The 21868-nt window shown below is 68.6% G+C and carries 22 protein-coding genes; 16 read left to right on the top strand and 6 right to left on the bottom strand.

Annotated elements, in window-relative coordinates; translation table 11 throughout:
- Window positions 1-117: 117 nt before the first annotated feature.
- Both GOHSU_RS03435 and GOHSU_RS03430 read right to left on the bottom strand, forming a co-directional pair.
- Complete coding sequence (locus tag GOHSU_RS03435) at window positions 118-1737, bottom strand: helix-turn-helix domain-containing protein (RefSeq protein WP_029759945.1); 1620 nt, start codon at window positions 1735-1737, stop codon at window positions 118-120.
- 326 nt (window positions 1738-2063) lie between these two features.
- Window positions 2064-3308, bottom strand: a complete 1245-nt coding sequence (locus GOHSU_RS03430; protein WP_005936871.1) for a CynX/NimT family MFS transporter — start codon at window positions 3306-3308, stop codon at window positions 2064-2066.
- A gap of 382 nt (window positions 3309-3690) precedes the next feature.
- Between GOHSU_RS03430 and rpsL the strand changes: the two genes are divergently transcribed.
- The 4 genes from rpsL to tuf all read left to right on the top strand — a co-directional run bounded on the left by rpsL (window position 3691) and on the right by tuf (window position 8051).
- A complete protein-coding gene (rpsL, locus tag GOHSU_RS03425) occupies window positions 3691-4062 on the top strand; it encodes a 30S ribosomal protein S12 (protein WP_005936869.1) in 372 nt (123 codons plus the stop codon).
- Between the two features lie 5 nt (window positions 4063-4067).
- Window positions 4068-4538, top strand: a complete 471-nt coding sequence (rpsG, locus tag GOHSU_RS03420; protein ID WP_005936866.1) for a 30S ribosomal protein S7 — start codon at window positions 4068-4070, stop codon at window positions 4536-4538.
- A gap of 105 nt (window positions 4539-4643) precedes the next feature.
- Window positions 4644-6749 (top strand): elongation factor G, encoded by a 2106-nt coding sequence (gene fusA / locus GOHSU_RS03415; protein ID WP_005936863.1) that lies wholly within the window; start codon window positions 4644-4646, stop codon window positions 6747-6749.
- A 111-nt stretch (window positions 6750-6860) separates the two neighbouring features.
- On the top strand, window positions 6861-8051 hold the full coding sequence (gene tuf, locus GOHSU_RS03410; RefSeq protein WP_005936861.1) for an elongation factor Tu: 1191 nt from the start codon (window positions 6861-6863) through the stop codon (window positions 8049-8051).
- A 137-nt stretch (window positions 8052-8188) separates the two neighbouring features.
- Here the strand turns inward: tuf and GOHSU_RS03405 are convergent, their stop codons facing one another.
- The gene (locus tag GOHSU_RS03405; RefSeq protein ID WP_005936859.1) at window positions 8189-8668 is read right to left on the bottom strand and encodes a heme-binding beta-barrel domain-containing protein; all 480 of its coding nucleotides are present in this window, start codon (window positions 8666-8668) and stop codon (window positions 8189-8191) included.
- A 139-nt stretch (window positions 8669-8807) separates the two neighbouring features.
- Here GOHSU_RS03405 and GOHSU_RS16195 point away from each other — a divergent pair, with 139 nt between their 5' ends.
- Together GOHSU_RS16195 and GOHSU_RS16190 are read left to right on the top strand one after the other, a co-directional pair.
- Window positions 8808-9425 carry a vWA domain-containing protein gene (locus GOHSU_RS16195; RefSeq protein WP_005936856.1) on the top strand — a complete coding sequence of 206 codons (618 nt, stop codon included), beginning with the start codon at window positions 8808-8810 and terminating at the stop codon, window positions 9423-9425.
- Between the two features lie 50 nt (window positions 9426-9475).
- Window positions 9476-10729: a hypothetical protein gene (locus GOHSU_RS16190; protein WP_005936853.1), complete on the top strand. Its 1254-nt coding sequence runs from the start codon at window positions 9476-9478 to the stop codon at window positions 10727-10729.
- 42 nt (window positions 10730-10771) lie between these two features.
- On the opposite strand, the gene GOHSU_RS03395 is transcribed toward GOHSU_RS16190, so the two are convergent.
- Complete coding sequence (locus tag GOHSU_RS03395; RefSeq protein ID WP_005936850.1) at window positions 10772-11731, bottom strand: EamA family transporter; 960 nt, start codon at window positions 11729-11731, stop codon at window positions 10772-10774.
- Between the two features lie 50 nt (window positions 11732-11781).
- Here GOHSU_RS03395 and GOHSU_RS03390 point away from each other — a divergent pair, with 50 nt between their 5' ends.
- Both GOHSU_RS03390 and GOHSU_RS03385 read left to right on the top strand, forming a co-directional pair.
- The gene (locus tag GOHSU_RS03390; protein ID WP_005936848.1) at window positions 11782-12531 is read left to right on the top strand and encodes an alpha/beta fold hydrolase; all 750 of its coding nucleotides are present in this window, start codon (window positions 11782-11784) and stop codon (window positions 12529-12531) included.
- Between the two features lie 102 nt (window positions 12532-12633).
- Window positions 12634-13278, top strand: coding sequence for a TetR/AcrR family transcriptional regulator (locus tag GOHSU_RS03385; RefSeq protein WP_005936844.1), 645 nt, complete (start codon window positions 12634-12636; stop codon window positions 13276-13278).
- 84 nt (window positions 13279-13362) lie between these two features.
- Here GOHSU_RS03385 and GOHSU_RS03380 read toward each other — a convergent pair whose 3' ends face one another.
- Together GOHSU_RS03380 and GOHSU_RS03375 are read right to left on the bottom strand one after the other, a co-directional pair.
- Window positions 13363-14265, bottom strand: coding sequence for a DUF559 domain-containing protein (locus tag GOHSU_RS03380; RefSeq protein ID WP_024332761.1), 903 nt, complete (start codon window positions 14263-14265; stop codon window positions 13363-13365).
- Window positions 14266-14394: 129 nt separating this feature from the next.
- Window positions 14395-15306, bottom strand: a complete 912-nt coding sequence (locus GOHSU_RS03375) for an oxygenase MpaB family protein (protein WP_005936839.1) — start codon at window positions 15304-15306, stop codon at window positions 14395-14397.
- Between the two features lie 94 nt (window positions 15307-15400).
- On the opposite strand from GOHSU_RS03375, the gene GOHSU_RS03370 reads away from it, so the two are divergent.
- The 8 genes from GOHSU_RS03370 to GOHSU_RS03335 all read left to right on the top strand — a co-directional run bounded on the left by GOHSU_RS03370 (window position 15401) and on the right by GOHSU_RS03335 (window position 21862).
- The gene (locus GOHSU_RS03370; protein WP_005936836.1) at window positions 15401-16438 is read left to right on the top strand and encodes an o-succinylbenzoate synthase; all 1038 of its coding nucleotides are present in this window, start codon (window positions 15401-15403) and stop codon (window positions 16436-16438) included.
- 49 nt (window positions 16439-16487) lie between these two features.
- Window positions 16488-17126: a hypothetical protein gene (locus GOHSU_RS03365; protein ID WP_024332760.1), complete on the top strand. Its 639-nt coding sequence runs from the start codon at window positions 16488-16490 to the stop codon at window positions 17124-17126.
- Between the two features lie 104 nt (window positions 17127-17230).
- Complete coding sequence (locus GOHSU_RS03360; protein ID WP_005936829.1) at window positions 17231-18574, top strand: cytochrome P450; 1344 nt, start codon at window positions 17231-17233, stop codon at window positions 18572-18574.
- Window positions 18571-19161, top strand: coding sequence for a TetR/AcrR family transcriptional regulator (locus GOHSU_RS03355; protein WP_005936827.1), 591 nt, complete (start codon window positions 18571-18573; stop codon window positions 19159-19161). The genes GOHSU_RS03360 and GOHSU_RS03355 overlap by 4 nt, the downstream gene beginning before the upstream one ends.
- Window positions 19162-19200: 39 nt before the next feature.
- On the top strand, window positions 19201-20067 hold the full coding sequence (locus GOHSU_RS03350; RefSeq protein ID WP_005936825.1) for an SDR family oxidoreductase: 867 nt from the start codon (window positions 19201-19203) through the stop codon (window positions 20065-20067).
- 30 nt (window positions 20068-20097) lie between these two features.
- Window positions 20098-20691, top strand: a complete 594-nt coding sequence (locus GOHSU_RS03345; RefSeq protein ID WP_005936824.1) for an Rv1363c family protein — start codon at window positions 20098-20100, stop codon at window positions 20689-20691.
- On the top strand, window positions 20688-21263 hold the full coding sequence (locus GOHSU_RS03340; protein ID WP_005936822.1) for a hypothetical protein: 576 nt from the start codon (window positions 20688-20690) through the stop codon (window positions 21261-21263). The genes GOHSU_RS03345 and GOHSU_RS03340 overlap by 4 nt, the downstream gene beginning before the upstream one ends.
- Window positions 21264-21280: 17 nt before the next feature.
- Window positions 21281-21862: a hypothetical protein gene (locus GOHSU_RS03335; protein ID WP_024332759.1), complete on the top strand. Its 582-nt coding sequence runs from the start codon at window positions 21281-21283 to the stop codon at window positions 21860-21862.
- Window positions 21863-21868 lie beyond the last annotated feature (6 nt).

Raw genomic sequence — 21868 nt, 5'->3', positions numbered from 1 at the left:
GCCGTCGGCCTGTGCGGAATCTGGACACTGGCTATGAACAGGGCTGAACACTGTCCACCCACCGGCGGCGCGCGACGGAAGTGAGTGCGGGAAAGGGGTGCGGGCTGCCGGGACGGGTCAGCGGATGCCCAGGGCCCGGATGCGCGCGTACAGGGTGGTGCGGCTGATACCCAGACGTTTGGCCGCGTGGCTCTTGTTGCCGTCGGCGACGTCGAGGGCCTCGATGATGGCCAGGCGCTCGGCCTGCTCCAGACCGAGGAGCCGGCTGGCACGCGTGGTGCTCCGGTAATCGGCGGGCAGGTCGACGATGTCGACCCGCCGTGACCCGCGCTGTTCGGCGGTCGCCGCCGCCTCCGCGAGCACCATCGCGAATTCGCTGAGATTGCCCGGCCATTCCTGGGAGACCAGGGAGTCGGCGGCGTCGGCGCTCAGCGTCAGCCGCGGCTGCCGGGCATCCAGCAGCTCCTGGCCGAGGGCGGCCAGCTCCGTGGTGCGCTGTCGCAGCGGCGGCAGTGTGGTGCGGCGCCGGCAGCGCGCGATCACCGCGGCCGCTGCCGGGGACAGCGATTCGGGTGGTCCGGTCACCAGAACCAGCGGTGGTTCCTCCGGCGACCGGGACGTCACCGCGGTCTGCAGCAACTGCAATGCCCGGTCGTCGAGCAGGTCGGCGCCGTCGATCACGACTCCGTGCCCGCGGCGGCGCGCCAGTCGCAGCGTCGCCGCCAGATCGATGGGCGTTCCGGCCAGCAGCGCTGCGGGCACATCGACGACGGTCGCCTGTGCGGCGGGGACGACGGTGTGCGCCCGCGTGGTGCGGCCGGTGCCGGGCTCACCGCAGACCGCGACCGTCGGCGCCGTCGCCGTACCCACCGCGGCCGGTGTCGCCAGCGAGCCGGCCGGGACCGGTTCCATCCGGGGGCGCAGGGTGAAGACGGCGGCGCGTCCGCCGCCGTCGATCACCTCGGCCTGGACGTCGACGGTCACCCCGGACACCAGGGTCACCGCCGACGGCACGTCGCGCTCGTCGAGGAACAGGCGAAGGGTGCCGAAGTCGGCGGGAGCCAGCAGGGCGGCGGCGAGAGCATTGGTGAGCTGGAGATCGTCGCCGATGGCGGCGACGGCGAAGTCGCGGCGTTCGGCGATCCGCTCGAAGGCGGTGATCACCTGACGGTGAGCCAGATGTGAGCGCGACAGCAGCCGGTCGGCGATATCGGACACGATGCCGCGGACCAGCGGTGCCGACAGCGGATTCATTCGCGCCGAAGCCTGGGTCAGGCAGAGGATGCCCACGACCCGCCGCGTGGACGGGTGGATGATCGGCTGACCGAAGCAGCTGAGGGAGCGGAACTGCTCCAGATAATGCTCGCCGCTGTTGATCACCAGATCGCCGCGGATCTCGGCGGGGGTCCCCAAAGCGGTGGTGCCCATCGCGTTCTCGGTGAAGTCGGCGCCGACCACCGCACCGGCATCGGCCAGCGTGCGCTCGAGAGTGGAGTCGGCGGAGACGCGAGCGACCATCCGGCTCTGGTGATCCACCAGCAGCAGGGCGGTGGACGAGCCGTGCAGCGACTCGGCCGCCCGGTCCAGGACCGGGCGTGCGGCATCGAGCAGGGGGTCGGCGTCGGCGACGTCGGAGAGGATCGGTTCGGGGCGATCGGTGGGGGTGAGCCCGCGGGACCGGGCTCGCTCCCACGCCGCCGCGATCACCGGCCGCTGCGGGAGTGTGGGGGACACCATTCCACTGTGGCACGAAACGGCCCGGCCGGGAGGCGGATGCGTGGCCGGGCCGGAGGTTACTGGGGGTTAATGGCCCCCGGCCGGAGGCGGGTGGCGGCGGCGGAAATGGAACAAGCCCACCGGCCGAGTCGGGGGAGAACGGCCGGTGGGCTTGTATGCAGCTTCGCAGCGCGCGAGCGGCAGCGCTGCGAAGTGCGGTCCACAGGGCGGATCATCGAGCGGGGCGCTGATCCACGGTCATCCCAGCATGGCACTGCCGGGGCGCTGTGCAGTGTTCAGATTCTGGACACCGCCGATACGCCGGCGGCTGCCCATCCGGCGTCGCATCAGCCCTCGGCGGCGAGGGTGTCTTCCAGATACCGGGGCCGGCAGATCACCCAGGCGCCGGCGATCATGACCAGACATGCGACCACCAGCATCAGGAACGGCACGTCCCAGTCGCCGGTGGCGTCGTGCAGGACGCCGAACAGCAACGGCCCGGTGCACGCGATCAAGTAGCCCACGCCCTGGCCGAAACCGGACAGGGAGGCCGATCCGGCGCTGGTGCGGGTACGCACATTGATCAGGGTCAGCGACATCGGGAACGAGCTCACCCCGATCCCGGCCAGCAGCGCCCAGGCCAGCGTCCCGTTCAGCGGTGCCCAGCGCAGACCCGCCAGTCCGATCAGCATGCAGACGCCGAACAGGACGACGAAGCCGAACGGGTTGGCGAACCGGATCGACAGCCACGGTGCGACGAAGGTGGCCAGGAAGCCGACGCCGGAGAACACAGCCACCGCCAGTCCGCCCAGCGATTCGCTGCTGCCGGCGGCGGTGAGGACCTCGGGCATCCAGGTGAACAACGAGTAGGTCATCAGCGAGGTCATGCCGAACATCAGCACCAGACCCCACGCAAGGGGTGAACGCCAGACCGGCAGCCGCGGCGGCGAGACGTTGTCGGCGCCGTCGGCCACATGCCGGCGCCGCTGCCGCACCACCCCGATCCAGGGCAGCACCGCCATCAGCGGGATCAGGGCCCACACCGCCAGCGACGTCCGCCAGCCCGCGGCATCGGCCAGGGGCACTGCCACCGCCGCAGGCACCGTGGTGCCCAGCTGGACGAACAGGATGTAGATGGTGGACACCGCGGCGATCCGGTCTCCGAAGTACCGCTTCACCAGCGGCGGAATCAGGATGTTGCCCAGCCCCATCCCGAACAGCGCCACACCCGAGAGCACGATCAGCGACCATGCGTCGGACGAGAGCGCCCGCAGACCGGTGCCCAACACGGTGATCACCACGGCCGCCAGCGTTGCGACCTCGAGCCCGAAGCGCCGGCCCAGGCCCGCACCCACCAGCCCGGCGATGCCGAACATCAGGGTCGGCAGCATGCCCAGAATGCCGGTGATCGCATGCCCGAACTGCAGATCAGCCGAGATCCGGCCCAGCAGCGGGGTGAGCGAGGTGACCGCTGCGCGCAGTGACAGCGAGAAGATCACGATCGCCACGAGGACGAGCAGCTTCCCGCGCCGGGCGGGGTGGCGGAACGTCGGCCGGACGAGCGAGGTCAGCAAGGATGGCACTTGAGCCATAGTGGCAGTCGTCGGCGGTACCGGCCAGTCGGTATCAGCGGGGGAGTGCCTGCGGTCCGGCTGATTCGCGCATCGGTAAGCATTTTGACCTGTCGAAATCAGGCCGGTAGAGTGATCCGTCGGCGTCCAGCCAGCTGGATGCTGCCCATTTTCGCCGGGTGCAGACGCGGTGGAGATGGTGCGTCGTGAACGAGTCGTACCTGGTACGACACGCCCGACCTCGGGTTAAGGATAACCCACTGACCAGGGCGAATGTTCTGGTGGGGCGAGTTGCGGAAGTTGCTCGGTGCCGCGTGGTGCGGATCGAGTGGCCTGCCCGGAGCACAAACCGCGACAGCGAAGAACGATCGGCAGGGTGCCGGTCACGAGGAGAAAGAACTCAGTGCCAACTATTAATCAGCTGGTCCGCAAGGGCCGTAAAGACAAGTCTTCCATCAAGAAGACCGCCGCCCTGAAGGGCAGCCCGCAGCGTCGTGGCGTGTGCACCCGCGTGTACACCACCACCCCGAAGAAGCCGAACTCCGCTCTTCGCAAGGTCGCCCGTGTGCGCCTGACCAGTGGCGTCGAGGTCACCGCTTACATCCCGGGTGAGGGCCACAACCTGCAGGAGCACTCGATGGTGCTCGTCCGCGGTGGTCGTGTGAAGGACCTCCCCGGTGTTCGCTACCGCATCGTTCGCGGCTCCTTGGACACCCAGGGTGTCAAGGACCGCAAGCAGGCTCGCAGCCGTTACGGCGCCAAGAAGGGGAACTGATCTAAATGCCACGTAAAGGACCCGCGCCTAAGCGCCCGCTGATCAACGACCCGGTCTACGGCTCGACCCTGGTCACCCAGCTGGTCAACAAGATCCTGCTGGACGGCAAGAAGTCGACCGCCGAGCGGATCGTCTACCAGGCCCTGGAGCAGACCCGCGACAAGACCGGCACCGATCCGGTCATCACGCTCAAGCGTGCGCTGGACAACGTCAAGCCGACCCTCGAGGTGAAGAGCCGCCGCGTCGGTGGCGCCACCTACCAGGTCCCGATCGAGGTCAAGCCGGGCCGCGCCAACACCCTGGCACTGCGCTGGCTGGTCACCTTCAGTCGGCAGCGCCGGGAGAAGACGATGGTCGAGCGTCTGGCCAACGAGCTGCTGGACGCCTCCAACGGCCTGGGCGCCTCGGTGAAGCGTCGCGAGGACACCCACAAGATGGCAGAGGCCAACCGCGCCTTCGCCCACTACCGCTGGTGATCGCCTCCGCGCGGGGCTGCTCGCAGCCCGGGTCCGTCCGGCCCGGCGCCGAGCGCCCGCGCGGTCGCTGATCGTCCCTAGTCCGAAAACTTCCGAAGGAACGCAATGGCACAAGAAGTGCTGAACGACCTCACCAAGGTCCGCAACATCGGCATCATGGCTCACATCGATGCCGGCAAGACCACCACCACCGAGCGCATCCTCTACTACACGGGTGTCAACTACAAGATCGGTGAGACCCACGACGGTGCGTCGACGACCGACTGGATGGAGCAGGAAAAGGAGCGGGGTATCACCATCACCTCCGCCGCCGTGACCTGCTTCTGGCACGACAACCAGATCAACGTCATCGACACCCCCGGCCACGTCGACTTCACCGTCGAGGTCGAGCGCGCCCTGCGTGTGCTCGACGGCGCCGTCGCCGTCTTCGACGGCAAGGAGGGCGTGGAGCCCCAGTCCGAGCAGGTCTGGCGCCAGGCCACCAAGTACGACGTCCCCCGCATCTGCTTCGTCAACAAGATGGACAAGATGGGCGCGGACTTCTACTTCACCGTGCAGACGATCATCGATCGCCTCGGCGCCAAGCCGCTGGTGATGCAGCTGCCGATCGGTGCCGAGGATTCCTTCGAGGGCGTCGTCGACCTGGTCGAGATGCGGGCGCTGACCTGGCGTGGCACCACCGAGATCGGCACCGAGGCCACCATCGAGGAGATCCCCGCGGATCTGGCCGACAAGGCCGCCGAGTACCGCGAGAAGCTGCTCGAGGTCGTCGCCGAGTCCGACGAAGAGCTCATGGAGAAGTACTTCGGCGGCGAGGAACTGACCGTCGACGAGATCAAGGGCGCGATCCGCAAGCTCACGATCAACTCCGAGATCTACCCGATCCTGTGCGGCACCGCGTTCAAGAACAAGGGCATCCAGCCGGTGCTCGACGCCGTCGTCGACTACCTGCCGAACCCGCTGGACATCGGCGAGATCGAGGGCCACGTCCCCGGCGACGAGAGCGCCAAGCTCATCCGTAAGCCGGATGTCAGCGAGCCCTTCTCGGCGCTGGCGTTCAAGATCGCCGCGCACCCGTTCTTCGGCAAGCTGACCTTCGTCCGCGTCTACTCCGGCCGCGTCGATCCGGGCACCCAGGTCCTCAATGCGACCAAGGGCAAGAAGGAGCGCATCGGCAAGCTCTTCCAGATGCATGCCAACAAGGAGAACCCGGTCGACGACGCCGTGGCCGGCCACATCTACGCCGTGATCGGCCTCAAGGACACCACCACCGGTGACACCCTGAGCGATATGGCGCACCCGATCGTCCTGGAGTCCATGACCTTCCCGGATCCGGTCATCAACGTCTCGATCGAGCCGAAGACCAAGTCCGACCAGGAGAAGCTGGGCACCGCGATCCAGAAACTGGCCGAAGAGGACCCGACCTTCTCGGTGCACCTGGACGAGGAGACCGGCCAGACCGTCATCGGCGGTATGGGCGAGCTCCACCTCGACATCCTGGTCGACCGCATGAAGCGTGAGTTCAAGGTCGAGGCCAACGTCGGTAAGCCGCAGGTGGCCTACCGCGAGACGATCCGCAAGACCGTCGACAAGCACGAGTTCACCCACAAGAAGCAGACGGGTGGCTCGGGCCAGTTCGCCAAGGTCATCATCAAGCTCGAGCCGCTGGTCGACGCCGAAGACGGTGCCACCTACGAGTTCGACAACGCCGTCACCGGCGGTCGTGTCCCGCGCGAGTACATCCCGTCGGTGGATGCCGGTGCGCAGGACGCGATGCAGTACGGCGTCCTGGCCGGCTACCCGCTGGTCAACCTGAAGGTCACCCTCCTCGACGGTCAGTACCACGACGTCGACTCCTCGGAGATGGCCTTCAAGATCGCCGGCTCGCAGGCTCTCAAAGAGGCTGCACGCCTGGCACAGCCCGTCATTCTGGAGCCGATCATGGCCGTCGAGGTCACGACTCCCGAGGACTACATGGGCGATGTCATCGGCGACCTGAACTCCCGCCGTGGCCAGATCCAGGCCATGGAGGAGCGCAGCGGTGCCCGCGTCGTGAAGGCTGCGGTTCCGCTGTCGGAGATGTTCGGCTACATCGGCGACCTTCGGTCGAAGACTCAGGGCCGGGCTAACTACTCCATGGTTTTCGACTCGTACGCCGAGGTTCCGGCGAACGTGGCGAAGGAGATCATCGCGAAGGCGACGGGCGAGTAGTTCGTTACTCCCCGGCCCGCTTCCGCGGACCGCGCCTCGGCGCAATAAACTGAAACTGTAAGTAAACCTCCGCCGGGAGAAACCCGGCGGACAGAGTCCAGGAGGACACAAGTGGCGAAGGCGAAGTTCGAGCGGACCAAGCCGCACGTGAACATCGGCACCATCGGTCACGTCGACCACGGCAAGACCACCACGACGGCTGCCATCACCAAGGTGCTGGCTGACCAGTACCCGGATCTGAACGAGAGCTTCGCTTTCGATCAGATCGACAAGGCGCCGGAGGAGAAGGCTCGTGGTATCACGATCAACATCTCCCACGTCGAGTACCAGACCGACAAGCGCCACTACGCGCACGTCGACGCCCCGGGTCACGCCGACTACATCAAGAACATGATCACCGGCGCCGCTCAGATGGATGGTGCGATCCTGGTCGTGGCAGCCACCGACGGCCCGATGCCGCAGACCCGCGAGCACGTGCTGCTGGCCCGTCAGGTCGGTGTTCCTTACATCCTGGTCGCCCTCAACAAGGCCGATATGGTCGACGATGAGGAGATCATGGAGCTCGTCGAGATGGAGGTCCGCGAACTGCTGGCCGCCCAGGACTTCGACGAGGAGGCTCCGGTCATCCCGATCTCGGCGCTGAAGGCGCTCGAGGGCGAAGAGAAGTGGGTCAAGTCGGTTCAGGACCTGATGGCTGCCGTCGACGAGTCGGTGCCGGACCCGGTCCGTGAGACCGAGAAGCCGTTCCTGATGCCCGTCGAGGACGTGTTCACCATCACCGGTCGCGGCACCGTCGTCACCGGTCGTGTCGAGCGCGGCGAGATCAACGTGAACGACGAGGTCGAGATCGTGGGCATCCGTCCCGATTCGACCAAGACCATCGTCACCGGCATCGAGATGTTCCACAAGCTGCTGGACTCGGCTCAGGCCGGCGACAACGCCGGTCTGCTGCTCCGTGGCCTCAAGCGTGAGGACGTCGAGCGTGGCCAGGTCATCGTGAAGCCGGGCACCACCACCCCGCACACCGAGTTCGAGGGCCAGGCGTACATCCTGTCGAAGGACGAGGGTGGCCGTCACACCCCGTTCTTCAACAACTACCGTCCGCAGTTCTACTTCCGTACCACGGACGTGACCGGCGTCGTGACCCTCCCCGAGGGCACCGAGATGGTCATGCCGGGCGACAACACCGAGATGAGCGTCAAGCTGATCCAGCCGGTCGCCATGGACGAGGGCCTGCGCTTCGCTATCCGCGAGGGTGGCCGCACCGTCGGTGCCGGCCGCGTCACCAAGATCATCAAGTGACCTGTAGGTCCCTGATGTCTTGACCGCTTCGGTCAGTCACGAACGCCCGCTCCGGTTCGCCGGGGCGGGCGTTCGTGCATCTCGGCTGCGGGAGGGCGGTCCCGGGGGATGGGCTCAGCGCTCTCGCGCGGCGGTTCTCAGTCGGTGACGCGATGCAGCCGGGCGTTGAGGTGGTGGGTCATCGGCACGTGCGCGAAGGCCATCCACATGTCGTAGCTCAGCTCGTCACCGTCCAGGACGAAGCGGCGTCGTACCGACTTCACGTCCTTGGCATCCGGTGAGGCGCCCAGGATCAGTTCGGTGAAGTCCAGGACGCCGTCGGCCAGCGGAGCCCGCTGGATCTCGACGAAGCCGGTCGGCTGGACGATCAGCAGCTCCACCTGCTCCCCGGCCGAGCGCAGATAACCGGTCTCGGTGTGCAACGGGCGGCCGTCGTCGCCGTCCCAGGTCCGCGAACGGTAGAACAGGAACGGCTTGCCCGGCGGCGGGGACAGCTCGATCTCTTCGGTGTACGTGAAATCGTCGATGGTCGGATAGTGCCCGGTTCCGCTGCCGCGCCAGATACCGGCGAACGGGGCGAGTGGACCGAGCGGACTGGGGGCTGCAGAGTCGGTCATAACTCCCACGATACCGGCGGCTTGGGTCCACGATGCCCGGCCGGACGTCGGTCGGGAGCGTTCCTGGTGTCCTCTCTTCGGGTGAATGACAGGCATGGCACTTTCGCCGCGTACCCGGTGAACAGTTCAATGGAACCTCATGTGGCGTTGGCAGACGATGGTTGTGATCGCGGTGGCGTTGCTGGCCCTGTCCGGCTGTTCGACGCAGGTGGAAGGAACCGCGCACCGTTCCCAGGACCCGTCCGCTGCGGCGGCGGTTCCCACCGTCGTCGTTCTGGACGCATCCGAGTCGATGACTACCGACGACGCGCCCGGCCCGCGCTGGACGGCGGCGAAGACGGCGACCCAGGCGCTGGTGGACTCCCTTCCCGCCGGGACCCGGTTCGGACTGGTGGTCTTCGGTGCCGACACGCCGTGGCAGAACGCACCGGAGGCACAGGCCTGCGCGGACGTCAAAGTGGTTCTGCCGCTGGGAGCTGTCGACGCGGCCGGGCTCGCTGCCGCACTCGACGGGATCGTCCCGCAGGGCCGCACCCCGATCGGTACGGCCCTGCAGCAGGGCGCGCAGTTGCTGCCGGACACCGAATCCTCCCTGGTGCTGATCTCCGACGGTGAATCCAACTGCGCACCCGATCTGTGCGAGACGGCCGAGTCCATCCGTACCGCCAAACCGGACATGCGGATCAGTGCGGTCGGTCTGCGCACCGATGCCCCATCACTCAACTGTGTCGCCGACAGGGCGGCGGCGTCTTCCTGACCGCCGACAACGCCGAGCAGCTCACGGCCCGGCTGGCCGCGGCACAGAACGTGGATGCGGCCAAGGGACGCCTGGCTCCGACGGGGCTGGGTGAGGCGACGATCGGTCAGAGTCTCGACGAGGTCGTCGCGGCCAACCCCGGCTTTCCCACTGCGGGACGCAGGGACGGCGACAGGATCATCATCGTCTGGAAGGACTGCACCTACACCTTCGATGCGAAGCGCACGCTGATCGCGATCGCCCCGGGCGATCCGGCCGGGGCCGGCGGTGTGACGATCGACGGCGTCAAGGCGGGCACCCCGGGCTCGCGGGCGGTGCAGTTGTACGGCACACCGTCCGATGACAACGACGGGGTGGCCACCTTCGTGGCCGACAAGAAGGCCGGCACCGGTTACCGGATCGGCTATCGCGACGGCGCCGATATCAGCCGTGGCACGGTGACCACCGTGGTGCTGTGCCGCTGCGGCGGATCGCCGGCCCCGGCGCAGCAGCAGGGGCACGGGGAACCGGTGCTCGGCCGGGACAAGTTCGAGCGCTACGCCGTCGGCTTCGGGACGGTTCGGCCCGCCAGCATCTCCATCGCCTCGACCGCGGCCAGCAGTGTGGGCAGCATCACCTGGCAGTCGTGGGGCGGCAGCGAGGCCACCGGGACCGGACGCAGTCAGCAGAACGGTCCGGCCAACCCGCAGAGCACCACCTACCTGCGGGCCGGTGATGTCGGCTGGTGCGACGGTGTCTGGGCGTACCGGTCGCTGCGGCGGTCCGGCTCGCCGACCTCCGGTGGTGTCACCGACGATATCTGCAAGGGCGACCGCCGAGAGCCGTCGTCGTCGGGTTCGGGCGGTATCACCTTGAGTCCCAGCAGCCTGCTGACTTTCGGCGGCGCCGGCGGCGTCTACGTGGGCGACTCATCGGCGAAGATTCCCGACACCTACCTCGAGCGGCGGAAGGTCGAGGTAGGAATGTTCCCGCCGGGGACCGAACTCTTCGTCTTCAAACGCAGCGCGTCTGTGTGGATGGAGGCCGGCATCCGTGCAGATCCGAGCGGGACCATCGAAGAATTCACCTGGAATGCGACCGAACAGGGGGTGCGGGTCGGTTCCATGCGGACGCAGGTGCTTGAGGCCTACCGTGGTTACCGGCACGGCCGGTGCACCGTCTCGTCGGCGAGCGGATTCGGGGACTTCTTCCAGGGTCCGGCCAGTGGGCGCTACCTGGTCGCCGCCTACGACAGTGACGAGCGCGTCGTGACCTTCAAAGCGCGTCCGAAGTTCACCGACGGTGCCCACTGCGGTTTCGAATAGTGCGGCCTGGCAGGTGCGGCGCTGTCGGGGCGGGACACCGGGTCAGGCGCCGGGCAGGTCGAGTTGGTCGGTCCGGATCGGGATCCGTTCGCCGAGTTTGACCCCGACGACGCCCACCAGGATCAGCGCGCCGCCGGCGAACTGGATCGGTGCGGGCACCTGCCCGATCAGTGCCCAGGCGAAGATCACCGCGGCCAGCACCTCGGTCAGGGCGATGAAGGAAGCCAGCCGCGCGCCCAACCGGCGGCCCGCGGCGATTCCGGTGACATAGGCCAGGGCCGCGGTGACCAGTGCCAGCAGCGCGACGGCCACCCACCACGGCAGGGTCCGTCCGCCCAGCTCGACCCGGCTGGTATCCATCGCCATCGGCAGCACCCCGACCGCCCCGGCGGCCCCGAGCCCGATCGCGGCGGCGACCAGACCGCCGGCGGCCAGTGCGATCCCCGGCAGTTCGCTGGCCGCATGCGCCGAGAGGATGAAGTATCCGGCGGCGCCGAGCATCGCGCCCAGCGCCCAGGCCACACCCGCGGTATCCAGGCTGACCCCGCCGAACATCTGCAGCACCATCGCCAGCCCCAGTGCCGCGATCGCGGCGCCGGCCACCGTCAGCCAGGTCGGCCGTTGCCGATGCCGCAGCCACATCCAGACCATCACCGCCACCGGCGCGGTGAATTCGATCAGCAGCGCGACGGCCACCTGCAGGGTCATCACCGCGTAGAAGTAGCACAGCTGCGGCAGTGCTACGGCGATCATCCCGTAGCCGGCCATCGTGCCCAGGACCCGGCGATCGGCCAGCAGGTGCAACCGGCCGCGCAACGCGAACGCGGCCGGGGCCAGCAGCGCCAGGGCGGCCACGGCGATCCGGGCGGTCACCGCCGCCCCGGCCGACCAACCGGTGTCGAGCAGGGATTTGGCGATGGTTCCCGACAGGCCGAACGACGACGATGACACCAGTGCGAAGATCAGGCCGCTGGTGAACCTGGAGGACTGCACACCGCACACGCTAGCCGGGGCACCGCCGGCAGCCGAGAACACCCTCTAGAGTGGAGTGCGTGCAGGTGCTCCGACGCGACGACGCTCCCGCCCTGGCGGTGACCGCCGGCCGGCATCCGCGTTCGCCCGCCACCAATCCGCCGGTGCTCCTGGTGCACGGGATGGGCGGCGACCACACCACCTGGCGGCGGATCGCCGCGGATCTGGAGTCCGCAGGCCGTCGCGTGATCGGGGTGGACCTGCGCGGGCACGGCCGCAGCGGACGGGCCGACTACCGGCTGGACGATTTCCGCGACGACCTGGCCTATGTGCTCGACGCACTCGAGGTGCCGCACGCCGATGTGGTGGCCCACTCGCTGGGCGCCCACGCCGCCCTGCGGCTGGCGATGGCACATCCGCAGCGGGTGCGGCGGCTGGTGCTCGAGGAGCCGCCGCCCATGCCCCGGGACGCGGCCGATCTGGCCGAGGCGATCACCCCCGGCGCGCGCCTGGGCGAGCGGCTGCGCGGCCTGGGTGCCCTGGTCGCCGATCCGCGGCCGTTTCTGCGCTTCGACAAGACCATGCCCGAGCAGGTGGGCGCACAGTTCCAGCAGATCGATACCGACTGGTGGCAGGGGCTGGACCGGGTCTCGGCCCCCGCCGTCGTGGTCTCCGGCGGACCCCGCAGTTTTCTGCCGCCCCGCCACTTGCGCAGTCTGGCCCAGGCACTGCCGGCCGGCTCGTTCGTGACGGTCGAGGCCGGGCACAGCGTGCACCGAGACCGCCCGCGAGCCTTCGCCCACGTCACCCGCGGGCACCTGTTCGCCTGACCCGTGCGTGGCCCGCCCATCGGGAATCGGGCAGATCGGGGGTCGGCCGCCAGCTCCTGTCTACGCCGATTCGGCGGGGCGGCGCGGTGCTACCGTATCCGGGTGAAGTGGCAGCAACCCGGGCCCACCGAGCGCCTGGGCAGGATCCCGCGGGAGCAGCGGCAACAGCGGCACCGCGATATCGTGCAGGCCGCCGCCGATGAGCTCGTCGACCGCGGATACGAAGGTCTGACGATGGCCCGTGTCGCCAGCCGGTCCCGGGCCTCCAAAGAGACCCTGTACTCATGGTTCGGCGATAAAGACGGGCTGCTGCAGGCGGTCATCGCGGCCCAGGCCGAGCAGGTGACTCATCTGCTCTCCCCGCTCACCGAGCAGCCGGTCCCCGCGGCCGCCGAGGTGCGCGACGCCCTCCATGCCGTGGGCGAGGCGCTGTTGGAGGTCTTCACCGCTGAGGTGCCGATCACCATGTGCCGGGTCGCGGCGACCTCGCCGTCGTTGTCCCGCCGATTGCGCGAGGACGGGCACCTGCGCGCGCTCCCGATGGTGGTCGGCTACTTCACCCGGTTGGCCCAGGCGGGGGTGCTGCACCTTCCCGACCCGGCCGAGGCCGTGTCGGTCTTCTACGGGCTGGTGTTCCGCGAGACCCTGCTGGGCCGGCTCCTCGGCGACGAGCAACCCAGCGCCGAGTCCCGGAGCCGGCACGTGGCCGCCGGCGTCGACGCCTTCCTCCGGCTCACCGAGGCGTAGGCCGCCCGGGCGTCACCCGGCTGCGCGTCGGCGCCGTCTGAGAGTGTCGTCGGGGACGATCGCCGACCGTCCCCGACGACACTCTCAGAGGAACGTTCCGGAGACGATCATCCGCTCGCGCAGAACGGTGAGAAGCAGCTCGATCGCGCCGGCCGGGTCGTTGGTCAGGTCGTGCCAGCTGAAGCTGAGCGTGATCCAGCCGGCGAGGGCGAGCGCGTTGCGCTTGCGGGAGTCTCGCAGGAACGCCTTATGATCGCGGTGATACGCCCACCCGTCAATCTCTACCGCCACCTTGAGGTCGGGCCACGCGAAGTCGATCGACCACCCGTGGAAGGGGTGCTGCTGCACCCAGCCGTCGAGGCCCTGATCTTTCAGAAGTCGGCGGAAGAGCTCCTCTGCCTTGGATTGGGTGTCCGCATCCAGGACCGCGACCAGGCGTCGTGCGCGCGATAACCCCTGCGCCCGGGGATTGCGAGTCAGGGCCTTCTCCAAATCGTCCCGGGTCACCTCCGCCTGCTGGAGCAGCCGATCGAGGAAGTGCGCCGGGTCGTCGATCAGACCCGCGGTCCCGAGTATCGAGAGCTCGCGGCCGGTCACTCGCACACCGTCGATCTCGGTCAGGTCCTCGGCGGGGAATGTCCGGCGCAGGACGTCCACCGGGCATTCGGTCCACCGAGACTTCGGGACCGCGTAGGCGGTCGACAGCGTCAGCGGCTCCGGCAGGTCCGGGATCAGCCCGTGCCACCACGCCGCCGTCGTGCGGTCGAGTACTCCGTTGTGCGCCCAGGCCGCCGCCCGCACCAGCGTTCGTTCGGTGTAGGGATATGTGGCGAGTCGCCAGATGCGCTGCGCCACGGGCAACCACTCACCGCGTTTCTGCCGTCCCCGGATCTCGCTCCGGCTCAGATCGAAGTCCAGCGCCTGTGCCGTGGTGATCAGCCCGTCCTGGCTGGCGAACATTCGAGCCAGTTCTCCGGATTCCCCCATAGTCATTAGACGCAGCAGCCGACCGTCCGGTTCCACTGCTCTTTAAGACCGGGGTGTTCGACGGACAGCGATCGGCGACCACGACAGTTTCGCGCGGCAGTTCACCGGGTCGACGCGGGCCCGCGGACGTCAGTTGTGCAACCGGCGCGGATCCGCGCCGGTGCGGGTCCAGCCCTCAAACGCCCACGGCACATACAGCCAGCGCAGCGGCAGCCGGTTGAACACCGGATTGGCCGCCCGCATCACCGCGGCGAACCGGTCGAAGTTGCGCTGCCGGCGCGGGCTCCACTCCAGATCGCAGACCGCGCGCATCTCCGGCGGCAGGGTCCCGATCACCACGGTGCGCAGTGCGGCGTTCAGCGGGGCCGAGGCCAGACGCCACAGCGGCTTGGGCATCCAGGCCGGTCCGGGCACGCCCTGGCGCAGATATCCGGTGGCGTAGACGATGGTGCGCGTCGGAACGAACTTCTCGGTCATCGACTGCCAGTACCGGAGGAACTCGTCGTAGGTCTGCGGCTGGCTGCGCGGGCTGACCCCGTACAGCTGATACCAGATCTTGCTCTCTTCGAAGATCTGCTCCTTCTCCGCCCGCGACAGCGGCCGGATGAAGGTGTCGGTGATGTAGAGGACCTGATCGACGAAGGTGGCGTGCGCCCAGTAGAACAGCTCCGGGTTCAGCGCGTGATATCGCGAGCCGTCGGAGATGGTGCCCTTGATGTTGCGGTGGTAGTCGCGCACCATGTGGCCCCACCGGTACGGGTCGTCGGAGTAGATGGTGCGCATCACCGGCGGTGCGGTGCGGCGGGCGCGGCCTATGAAGTCGCTGAAGATCACCGAGTGGTCCTCGACGCCTTTGGCGAGCTGTTCGATGCAGTTCTCGCAGCCGGCCAGCCGCTGGAAGCCCAGCACCATGCGGATGTCCCCGGCGAACTTCCACAGCAGCGAGTCTTCGCCGAGCCGCAATTCCAGGTCCTCGGGAGCGATCTCGTCGAGGATGCTCGCTTCGGCTTCGCGGACGCCGGTATCGAAATCTGTGCTCATGGGAATCGAGGGTACGCGGTCGGTGAGACAAAATAAACAAAATGTTCCAACACGGGTCGCCGGTGGTGATCGGCGGCAGCAGTACCCTCGGGGCATGGTCTATCAGCCCGGTGCCAACAACCCGTTCGCCATCCCAGGTAAGCGCGGAGAGATGCCGACCTTTGTGGTGCGTGCCAGTAAGCCGCAGCTCCCGCCGGTCGACCTGATCCTGGAGAGCGCGCTGGTGGTGGCCCTGCCGATGCGCACCCGCTTCCGCGGGATCACGGTGCGCGAGGCGATGCTCTTCCGCGGCCTCAAGGGCTGGGGCGAGTTCGCGCCGTTCCCCGAGTACGACGACGTCGAGTCCGCGACCTGGCTCGCCGCGGGTATCGAAGCGGCCTGGCAGGGGCCGCCGCCGGCCGTGCGGGACACCGTCGAGGTGAATGCGACCGTCCCGGCCGTCCCGGCCGAGCAGGTCGCCGCGGTCCTGGAGCGATTCCCCGGTGCGCGCACCGCCAAGGTCAAGGTCGCCGAGGCCGGGCAGAGCCTGCACGACGACGTCGAGCGGGTGGCCGCCGTCCGCGAACTGGTGCCCACGGTGCGGATCGATGCCAACGGCGCCTGGGACGTGCCCACCGCGATCGAGGCGATCGCAGCGATCGGTGACGTCGAATATGTGGAACAGCCCTGCGCCACGGTCAAGGAACTGGCCGCGGTGCGCCGGGTGGTGAACGTGCCCATCGCCGCCGACGAGTCGATCCGCCGCGCCGAGGATCCGCTGCTGGTGGCCAAGGCCGACGCCGCCGACATCGCGGTGCTGAAGGTGGCCCCGCTCGGCGGCATGCGCAAGGTGCTGGCGCTGCGCAGCGGGCTGAACATGGACGTGGTGATCTCCAGCGCCCTGGACACGGCGGTCGGGATGAGCGCCGGCATCGCCGCGGCGGCCGCTCTGCCCATGCTGAATCACGCGTGCGGACTGGGCACCGGCGCCTTGTTCGAGCGCGACGTGGCGCCCTCGTTCATTCCCCGCAAAGGCATGGTGACCCCGCGGTTGCTGCAGCCCGACGACGATCTGCCGCTGGCCTCGCCCGAGCGCACCGCCTGGTGGCACGAGCGGCTGCGCCGCTGTCACGCGATCTTGATGACCCGCTGACGCCGGATTCCCCGCGCGCGGCGGCCGCGGGGATGCGAAACTCGCAGATGTGAACAGATTCGGGCCGGCGGCGCTGCTCGCCGCGGCGATACTGGCGACGGCCATGCCGGCGGCAGCGTGCTCGACCGATTCCGGCCCGGCACCGACCGTCACCGAGATGATCTACGTGGATGCGGACGGAAACACCGTCGCACCTCCCGCCCCTGAGATGCCGGAGGACGGGCCCCGCGGTGCGCCGGCACCCGCCGCCCCCGGTTCCTCGGCTGCCGAGGCTCCCGTGATCGCTCTGCAGTTCTTCACCACACCCGACGGACAGATCTACTGCGGCGTCGAGCCGGCCGGCTCTTTCGGGAACCAGGATGCCCGGCCCGACTTCGCCTGCGTGACCACGACGGCGTCGATCCCGAAACCGGTGATGTCGAACTGCGTACCGAACATCACCCGGCTCGGCGGTGCGGGCGCGCTCGGTCCCGGCTGGGTGGCCACCGGCGTCTGTACCGGCGGCTGGTTCTTCCGGCAGGACTCCTCGCAGATGCAGGCGGCCGAGGTGGGCCAGCGGATCGCCGTCGGCGACGTCACCTGCACCGTCGAAGCCGCCGATGCGGTGCAGTGCAGCCGTGGCGCCGAGGGCTTCCGGCTCTCGTCCTCGGCGATCTCGGTGTCGGGCAACGACGTCACGGTGAGCTGAGGGTGGCGCCGGTCTGCGCGCAACCTGTAGAAACAAATCGGTAAGTCTGTTTCAATTAGGTGAGTTGGTTCACAACGCCCGCTACCCGTCCCCGGGAGGACTCCATGGCCACGCCTCTGCTCGCCCAACCCGCCGCCGGCAGTGATCTGCTTCCGGTGCCCGTCTCCGAACGCAACGGAGTGCTCGAGGTGCTCACGATGCGCCGCGATCCGTTCGACTTCTCGACCAAGCGGCGTGACCAGTACGGCGAGGTCTTCGCGATGAACGCCCTCGGCGTGCGCATGGTGATGGCCTACGGCGCCGAAGCGGCCGGTGAGATCCTGATGAACCGCGACAGGGCCTTCGCCAACGCCCCGGCCTGGAGCTACTTCATCGGGCCGTTCTTCAACCGCGGCATCATGCTGCTGGACTTTGACGAGCACCGCCACCACCGGCACATCATGCAGCAGGCCTTCGCGCCGAACGTGCTCAAAGGCTACTTCGCCGAGATGCAACCGGTGATCGCCGACCGCGTCGCCGCCTTCGACACCGGTCAGGTGAAACTGCTCGAGGTGTTCAAGGAGCTCACCCTGGACATCGCGCTGGAGATCTTCCTGGGCATGGAGCTGTCCAAGGCCGAGGCCGACCGGCTGAACAAGGCCTTCATCGAGACCGTGCGCGCCGGGGTGGCGCTGGTGCGCAAGCCGGTGCCGGGCGGCCGCTGGTGGAAGGGTCTGCGTTCACGCAAGATCCTCGAAGACTTCTTCTACGCCCATATCGACGCCAAGCGCGCGACCCAGACCCCGGACCTGTTCTCGGTGCTGTGTCACGCCGAGAGCGACGATGGCCACCGGTTCACCGACGAGGATGTGGTCAACCACATGATCTTCGTGCTGATGGCCGCCCACGACACCTCGACCATCACGATGACGCAGATGGCGTACCGGATGGCCGAACACCCCAAGTGGCAGGCCAAGGCGCGGGCGCAGTCCCAGGCGCTGGGCCCGATGCTCGAGTACGACGAGTTGTCCGAGCTGACGGTGCTCGACAACATCATGAAGGAGTCGCTGCGCATGTGCCCGCCGGTGCCGGCCCAGCCGCGCATGGCGATCAAAGACACCCAGGTGATGGGGTACTACGTCCCGGAGGGGACCATGGTCGCCATCCCGCAGATGGCCAACCACCGCGATCCGCGCTACTTCACCGATCCGGACGTCTTCGACCCTGAGCGCTTCTTGCCCGAGCGCGCCGAGGACAAGGGACACCGGATGGCGTGGATGCCGTTCGGCGGCGGCGTGCACAAGTGCATCGGCCTGTACTTCGCCGGGATGGAGATCAAGACGATCATGCACAATCTGCTGCGCGACTACGAGTGGTTCGTCCCGGCGGGATACCGTTTCCCCATGGACTACAGTTCCCTCCCGGTCCCCAAGGACGGACTGCCGGTGACCCTGGTGCGGCGCCGATGACGCTTTCCCGGAAAGCACGCGTCACCACCTCGCCACAGGAACAGGAAGCCGCCATCCTGGCCGCGGCGGCCACCGAATTCACCGACGCCGGTGTGCGCCAGGCGAATATGGACACCATCGCCAAGTCCGCCGGGGTGAGCCGCTCCACCCTGTACCGTCGGTTCCCCAGCAAGGACAATCTGCTGATCGCGCTGGCCAATGTCACCTTCGAGCGCGGAATGACCGAGCTGGAGGACGTGATCGAGGGGCGCACGCCGCGGGAGGCGGTGGTGGAGGCCTTCGCCCACGGCGCGCACATGATCGCCACCGATCCGCTGCTGCACCGCATGGTGGTCGACGACACCGAGATCCGCACGCTGACCGCGTCGATGAGTGGAATCTTCATCGATATGGTCGCCGACCGAGTATCCGACTCGCTGCGCCGGGCCGGTGCCACCATGCCCGACGACGAGTTGCGCCGGGCCGTGGAGATCCATGTGCGGTTGGTGATCTCGTACCTGGAGGTGCCCATCGCCGACGAGGCCCAGCGCACCCCCGAGGCGATCCGCGAGTTGGCGGCGTCGTTCCTGGCCCCGATGGTCTACTGACCGTCGACTACATCTGAGCTCAACCGAGGAGACTCCAGCGTGTCTGTTCTTCCCCTGCGCCGTGCCCGCGCCGACCGCCGCCACGCCGCCGTGCGTACGGCCCTGAACGGCAAGGTCGTGGCGATCACCGGCGGTGCCCGCGGCATCGGCCTGCAGACCGCCACCGCCCTGCACGAAGCCGGAGCGATCGTGGCCATCGGCGACATCGACGGTGACGCGGTGGGTAAGGCCGCCGCCGACCTGGGCATCAACGGCATCGAACTGGATGTGACCAAGGCATCGTCGTTCGAACAGTTCCTCGACGAGGTGGAGCTGCGCATCGGCCGGATCGATGTGCTGGTCAACAATGCCGGCATCATGCCGGTCGGGCCGTTCCTGGACTACAGCGAGGACCTGATCCGGCGGACCGTGGAGATCGATCTGATCGGGGTGATGCTCGGCAGCCGTGCGGCCGCGCGCCGCATGGTCGGCGGCCGCGGCGGGCAGATCGTGAACGTGGCCTCGATCGCCGGCCGACTGCCCAATCCCGGGCTGACCATCTACAACGGTGCCAAGGCCGGGGTGATCGAGTTCTCCGAGGCGCTCGACGCCGAACTCGCCCCGCAGGGGGTGCGTGTCTCCACGGTGATGCCCACCTTCACCGAAACCGGTCTGATCGACGGTCTCAAGACCAATGCGCTGGTCGCCACGGTGACTCCCGAGCAGGTCGCCGACGGGGTGGCCGCGATGATCGCCTTCCCGCGGGTGCGTGCGGCCGCACCGCGCTCGATGGGCTGGGTCTCGGTCAACACCGTCCTGCCGCATCCGCTCAAGCAGGCGCTGCGCCGGCTGACCAAGACCGACTCGATCTTCCTGTTCCCAGACTCCTCGCAGCGCGCGGACTACAACGCCCGGATCGGTCAGTAGCGCACCGGACCGCTGGGTAGCCTACGAGGCGTGGAAAGCGGGAACGACGATGCCGTGCGCCGCTGGCGTGCGGCCCGCGCCGCCCGCGATCGGGCCCGCGATCAGCTGACCGAGGCCGAACTCGAAGCCGGGCTGCGGCGGCGACTGCCGGCTGCGCTGCGCCTGACCTTGGTGCTGGTGGCGGTGCTGGCGGTGGCCGGTGCGGCGGTGGCGTGGTGGCAGGTCGTGCGCGGTCCGCAATACAGCGACGATCAGCTGGTCGACGCCGCGGTGAGCCGGGTGCAGCTGGTGCTGTCGGCCGACGCCGACGATCCGGGCCGGGCCCGCAAGATCCTGGCCGGGGCCACCGGTGAGTTCCACGACACCTTCGCCCAGTCGGCGCAGGCCTACACGCGGTACATCGAGCTGCAGGGCACCCGCGGCAGCGCGGCGGTCGACGGGGCGGCACTGGCTTACCGGGACGGTGACCGCGCGATGGTGCTGGTGGCCGCGACGCTGTCGATGGCGGGTGCCGCTGGTGCGGGGGAGTCTGGCGAGGCCGGGGGCAGGCCGCTGCGGTTGCGCGTGGTCGTCGAACCCGACGAGGGGATGCTGAAACTGTCGGGGGTGACCTTTCTGTCGTGAACGCCGAATCTGTCGTGAACACCGACAAGACTTCCGGGGATCCCGGACCTGCCGGGAAGGCCGAGCGCTCGTGGGCCCGGCGGCTGGAGCAGCCGTTGCGGGCACGTGCAGTCGCGGTCTGGGGCGGCGGGGCCGCGGTGCTGCTGGCGGGCGCGGTCGTGGCCTTCGTGCTGGTGTCGCTGTGGCGTGCGCCGGTGACCGAACGCCTTGACACCACCGACGAGCTGGCCGACCAGGCCGGGGCGATCGTCGCCGAGGTGTTCACCGCGCAGGCACAGACCTGGCGGTCCGATCGGGCGCGGGCCCGCGAACATGTGACCCCGCAGCTGGCCGCCTCGGCCGCGAGCGGATTGAGCGACGCGCCGCCGGCCGGGGTGCGGGCTGTGCGCTGGGAGCCGCTGTCGGTGGGGGTGGTCGAGGCCTACCGCGACTGGGGCACCGCCCTGGTGGTGGCCGAGGTGGTGGTGACCACCAGCGACGGGCAGCAGCGTACCGAGACCAAATCGGTGAGCGTGGATCTGGTCCGCTCCGGCGACCGGTGGCTGCTGAGCGGATTGGACGAGCTGCAGTGAGTTCTGAGAGTCAACGCGTGACCGCGGCCCGCACCGCCCACGACGATGCGGTCCGGCGGGAACGGCGGGCACGGATCGAGGCTGCACCGAGGTTGCGGCGGCAGGCGCGACGTCGTCGTGCCGGGATCCGGTTGGCGGCACTGGCCGCCGCCGTGGTCGCGGTGCTGTTCGCGCTGGCCGCCGTGGTCGGTGCGGTCGGCCGCTCGTCTGACCAGGACGAACTCGATCGCCTGGCGCAGGCCCGTGTCGCCGCGATCGAGGCGATCTCGGTGATGCTGTCGGCCGATCCGGACGACGCCGATGCCTATGTGGACCGGGTGATCGCCGTCAGCGCCGGCGACCAGCGTGAACGCCTGACCCGGGCCCGCCCCGAACTGCGGGCGGCGATCGCCGAGCTGGGGGCGGTGAGTACCGGGCGGGTGATCTCGGCCGGCGTGCAGCCCGGTGCCGGGGAAGAAGTGCCGGTGCTGGTGGTGGCCCAGGCCAGCGCCCCGGAACTGGTCGGTGGAGGGCCGGGGACGAACCGGGTCGCCGTCCGCGTGCTGATGACCCGGCCGGACCAGCGGTGGCTGGTGGACCGGACCGAGCGTGTCGGATGAGGCGCG

Origin of the sequence: Gordonia hirsuta DSM 44140 = NBRC 16056, from assembly GCF_000333015.1 — a bacterium.
In the GTDB taxonomy this organism is placed as follows: Bacteria; Actinomycetota; Actinomycetes; order Mycobacteriales; family Mycobacteriaceae; genus Gordonia; species Gordonia hirsuta.
The sequence above is the reverse complement of the archived record's forward strand: the minus strand, read 5'-3'. Positions and strand labels throughout refer to the sequence as shown.

Excerpts from the sequence above, each read along its gene's own strand:
- GOHSU_RS03435 (WP_029759945.1), bottom strand. The coding sequence starts at position 1,737 with ATGGTGTCCCCCACACTCCCGCAGCGGCCGGTGATCGCGGCGGCGTGG.
- GOHSU_RS03430 (WP_005936871.1), bottom strand. The coding sequence starts at position 3,308 with ATGGCTCAAGTGCCATCCTTGCTGACCTCGCTCGTCCGGCCGACGTTC.
- rpsG (WP_005936866.1), top strand. The coding sequence starts at position 4,068 with ATGCCACGTAAAGGACCCGCGCCTAAGCGCCCGCTGATCAACGACCCG.
- fusA (WP_005936863.1), top strand. The coding sequence starts at position 4,644 with ATGGCACAAGAAGTGCTGAACGACCTCACCAAGGTCCGCAACATCGGC.
- GOHSU_RS03405 (WP_005936859.1), bottom strand. The coding sequence starts at position 8,668 with ATGACCGACTCTGCAGCCCCCAGTCCGCTCGGTCCACTCGCCCCGTTC.
- GOHSU_RS16195 (WP_005936856.1), top strand. The coding sequence starts at position 8,808 with ATGTGGCGTTGGCAGACGATGGTTGTGATCGCGGTGGCGTTGCTGGCC.
- GOHSU_RS03380 (WP_024332761.1), bottom strand. The coding sequence starts at position 14,265 with ATGGGGGAATCCGGAGAACTGGCTCGAATGTTCGCCAGCCAGGACGGG.
- GOHSU_RS03375 (WP_005936839.1), bottom strand. The coding sequence starts at position 15,306 with ATGAGCACAGATTTCGATACCGGCGTCCGCGAAGCCGAAGCGAGCATC.
- GOHSU_RS03370 (WP_005936836.1), top strand. The coding sequence starts at position 15,401 with ATGGTCTATCAGCCCGGTGCCAACAACCCGTTCGCCATCCCAGGTAAG.
- GOHSU_RS03360 (WP_005936829.1), top strand. The coding sequence starts at position 17,231 with ATGGCCACGCCTCTGCTCGCCCAACCCGCCGCCGGCAGTGATCTGCTT.
- GOHSU_RS03355 (WP_005936827.1), top strand. The coding sequence starts at position 18,571 with ATGACGCTTTCCCGGAAAGCACGCGTCACCACCTCGCCACAGGAACAG.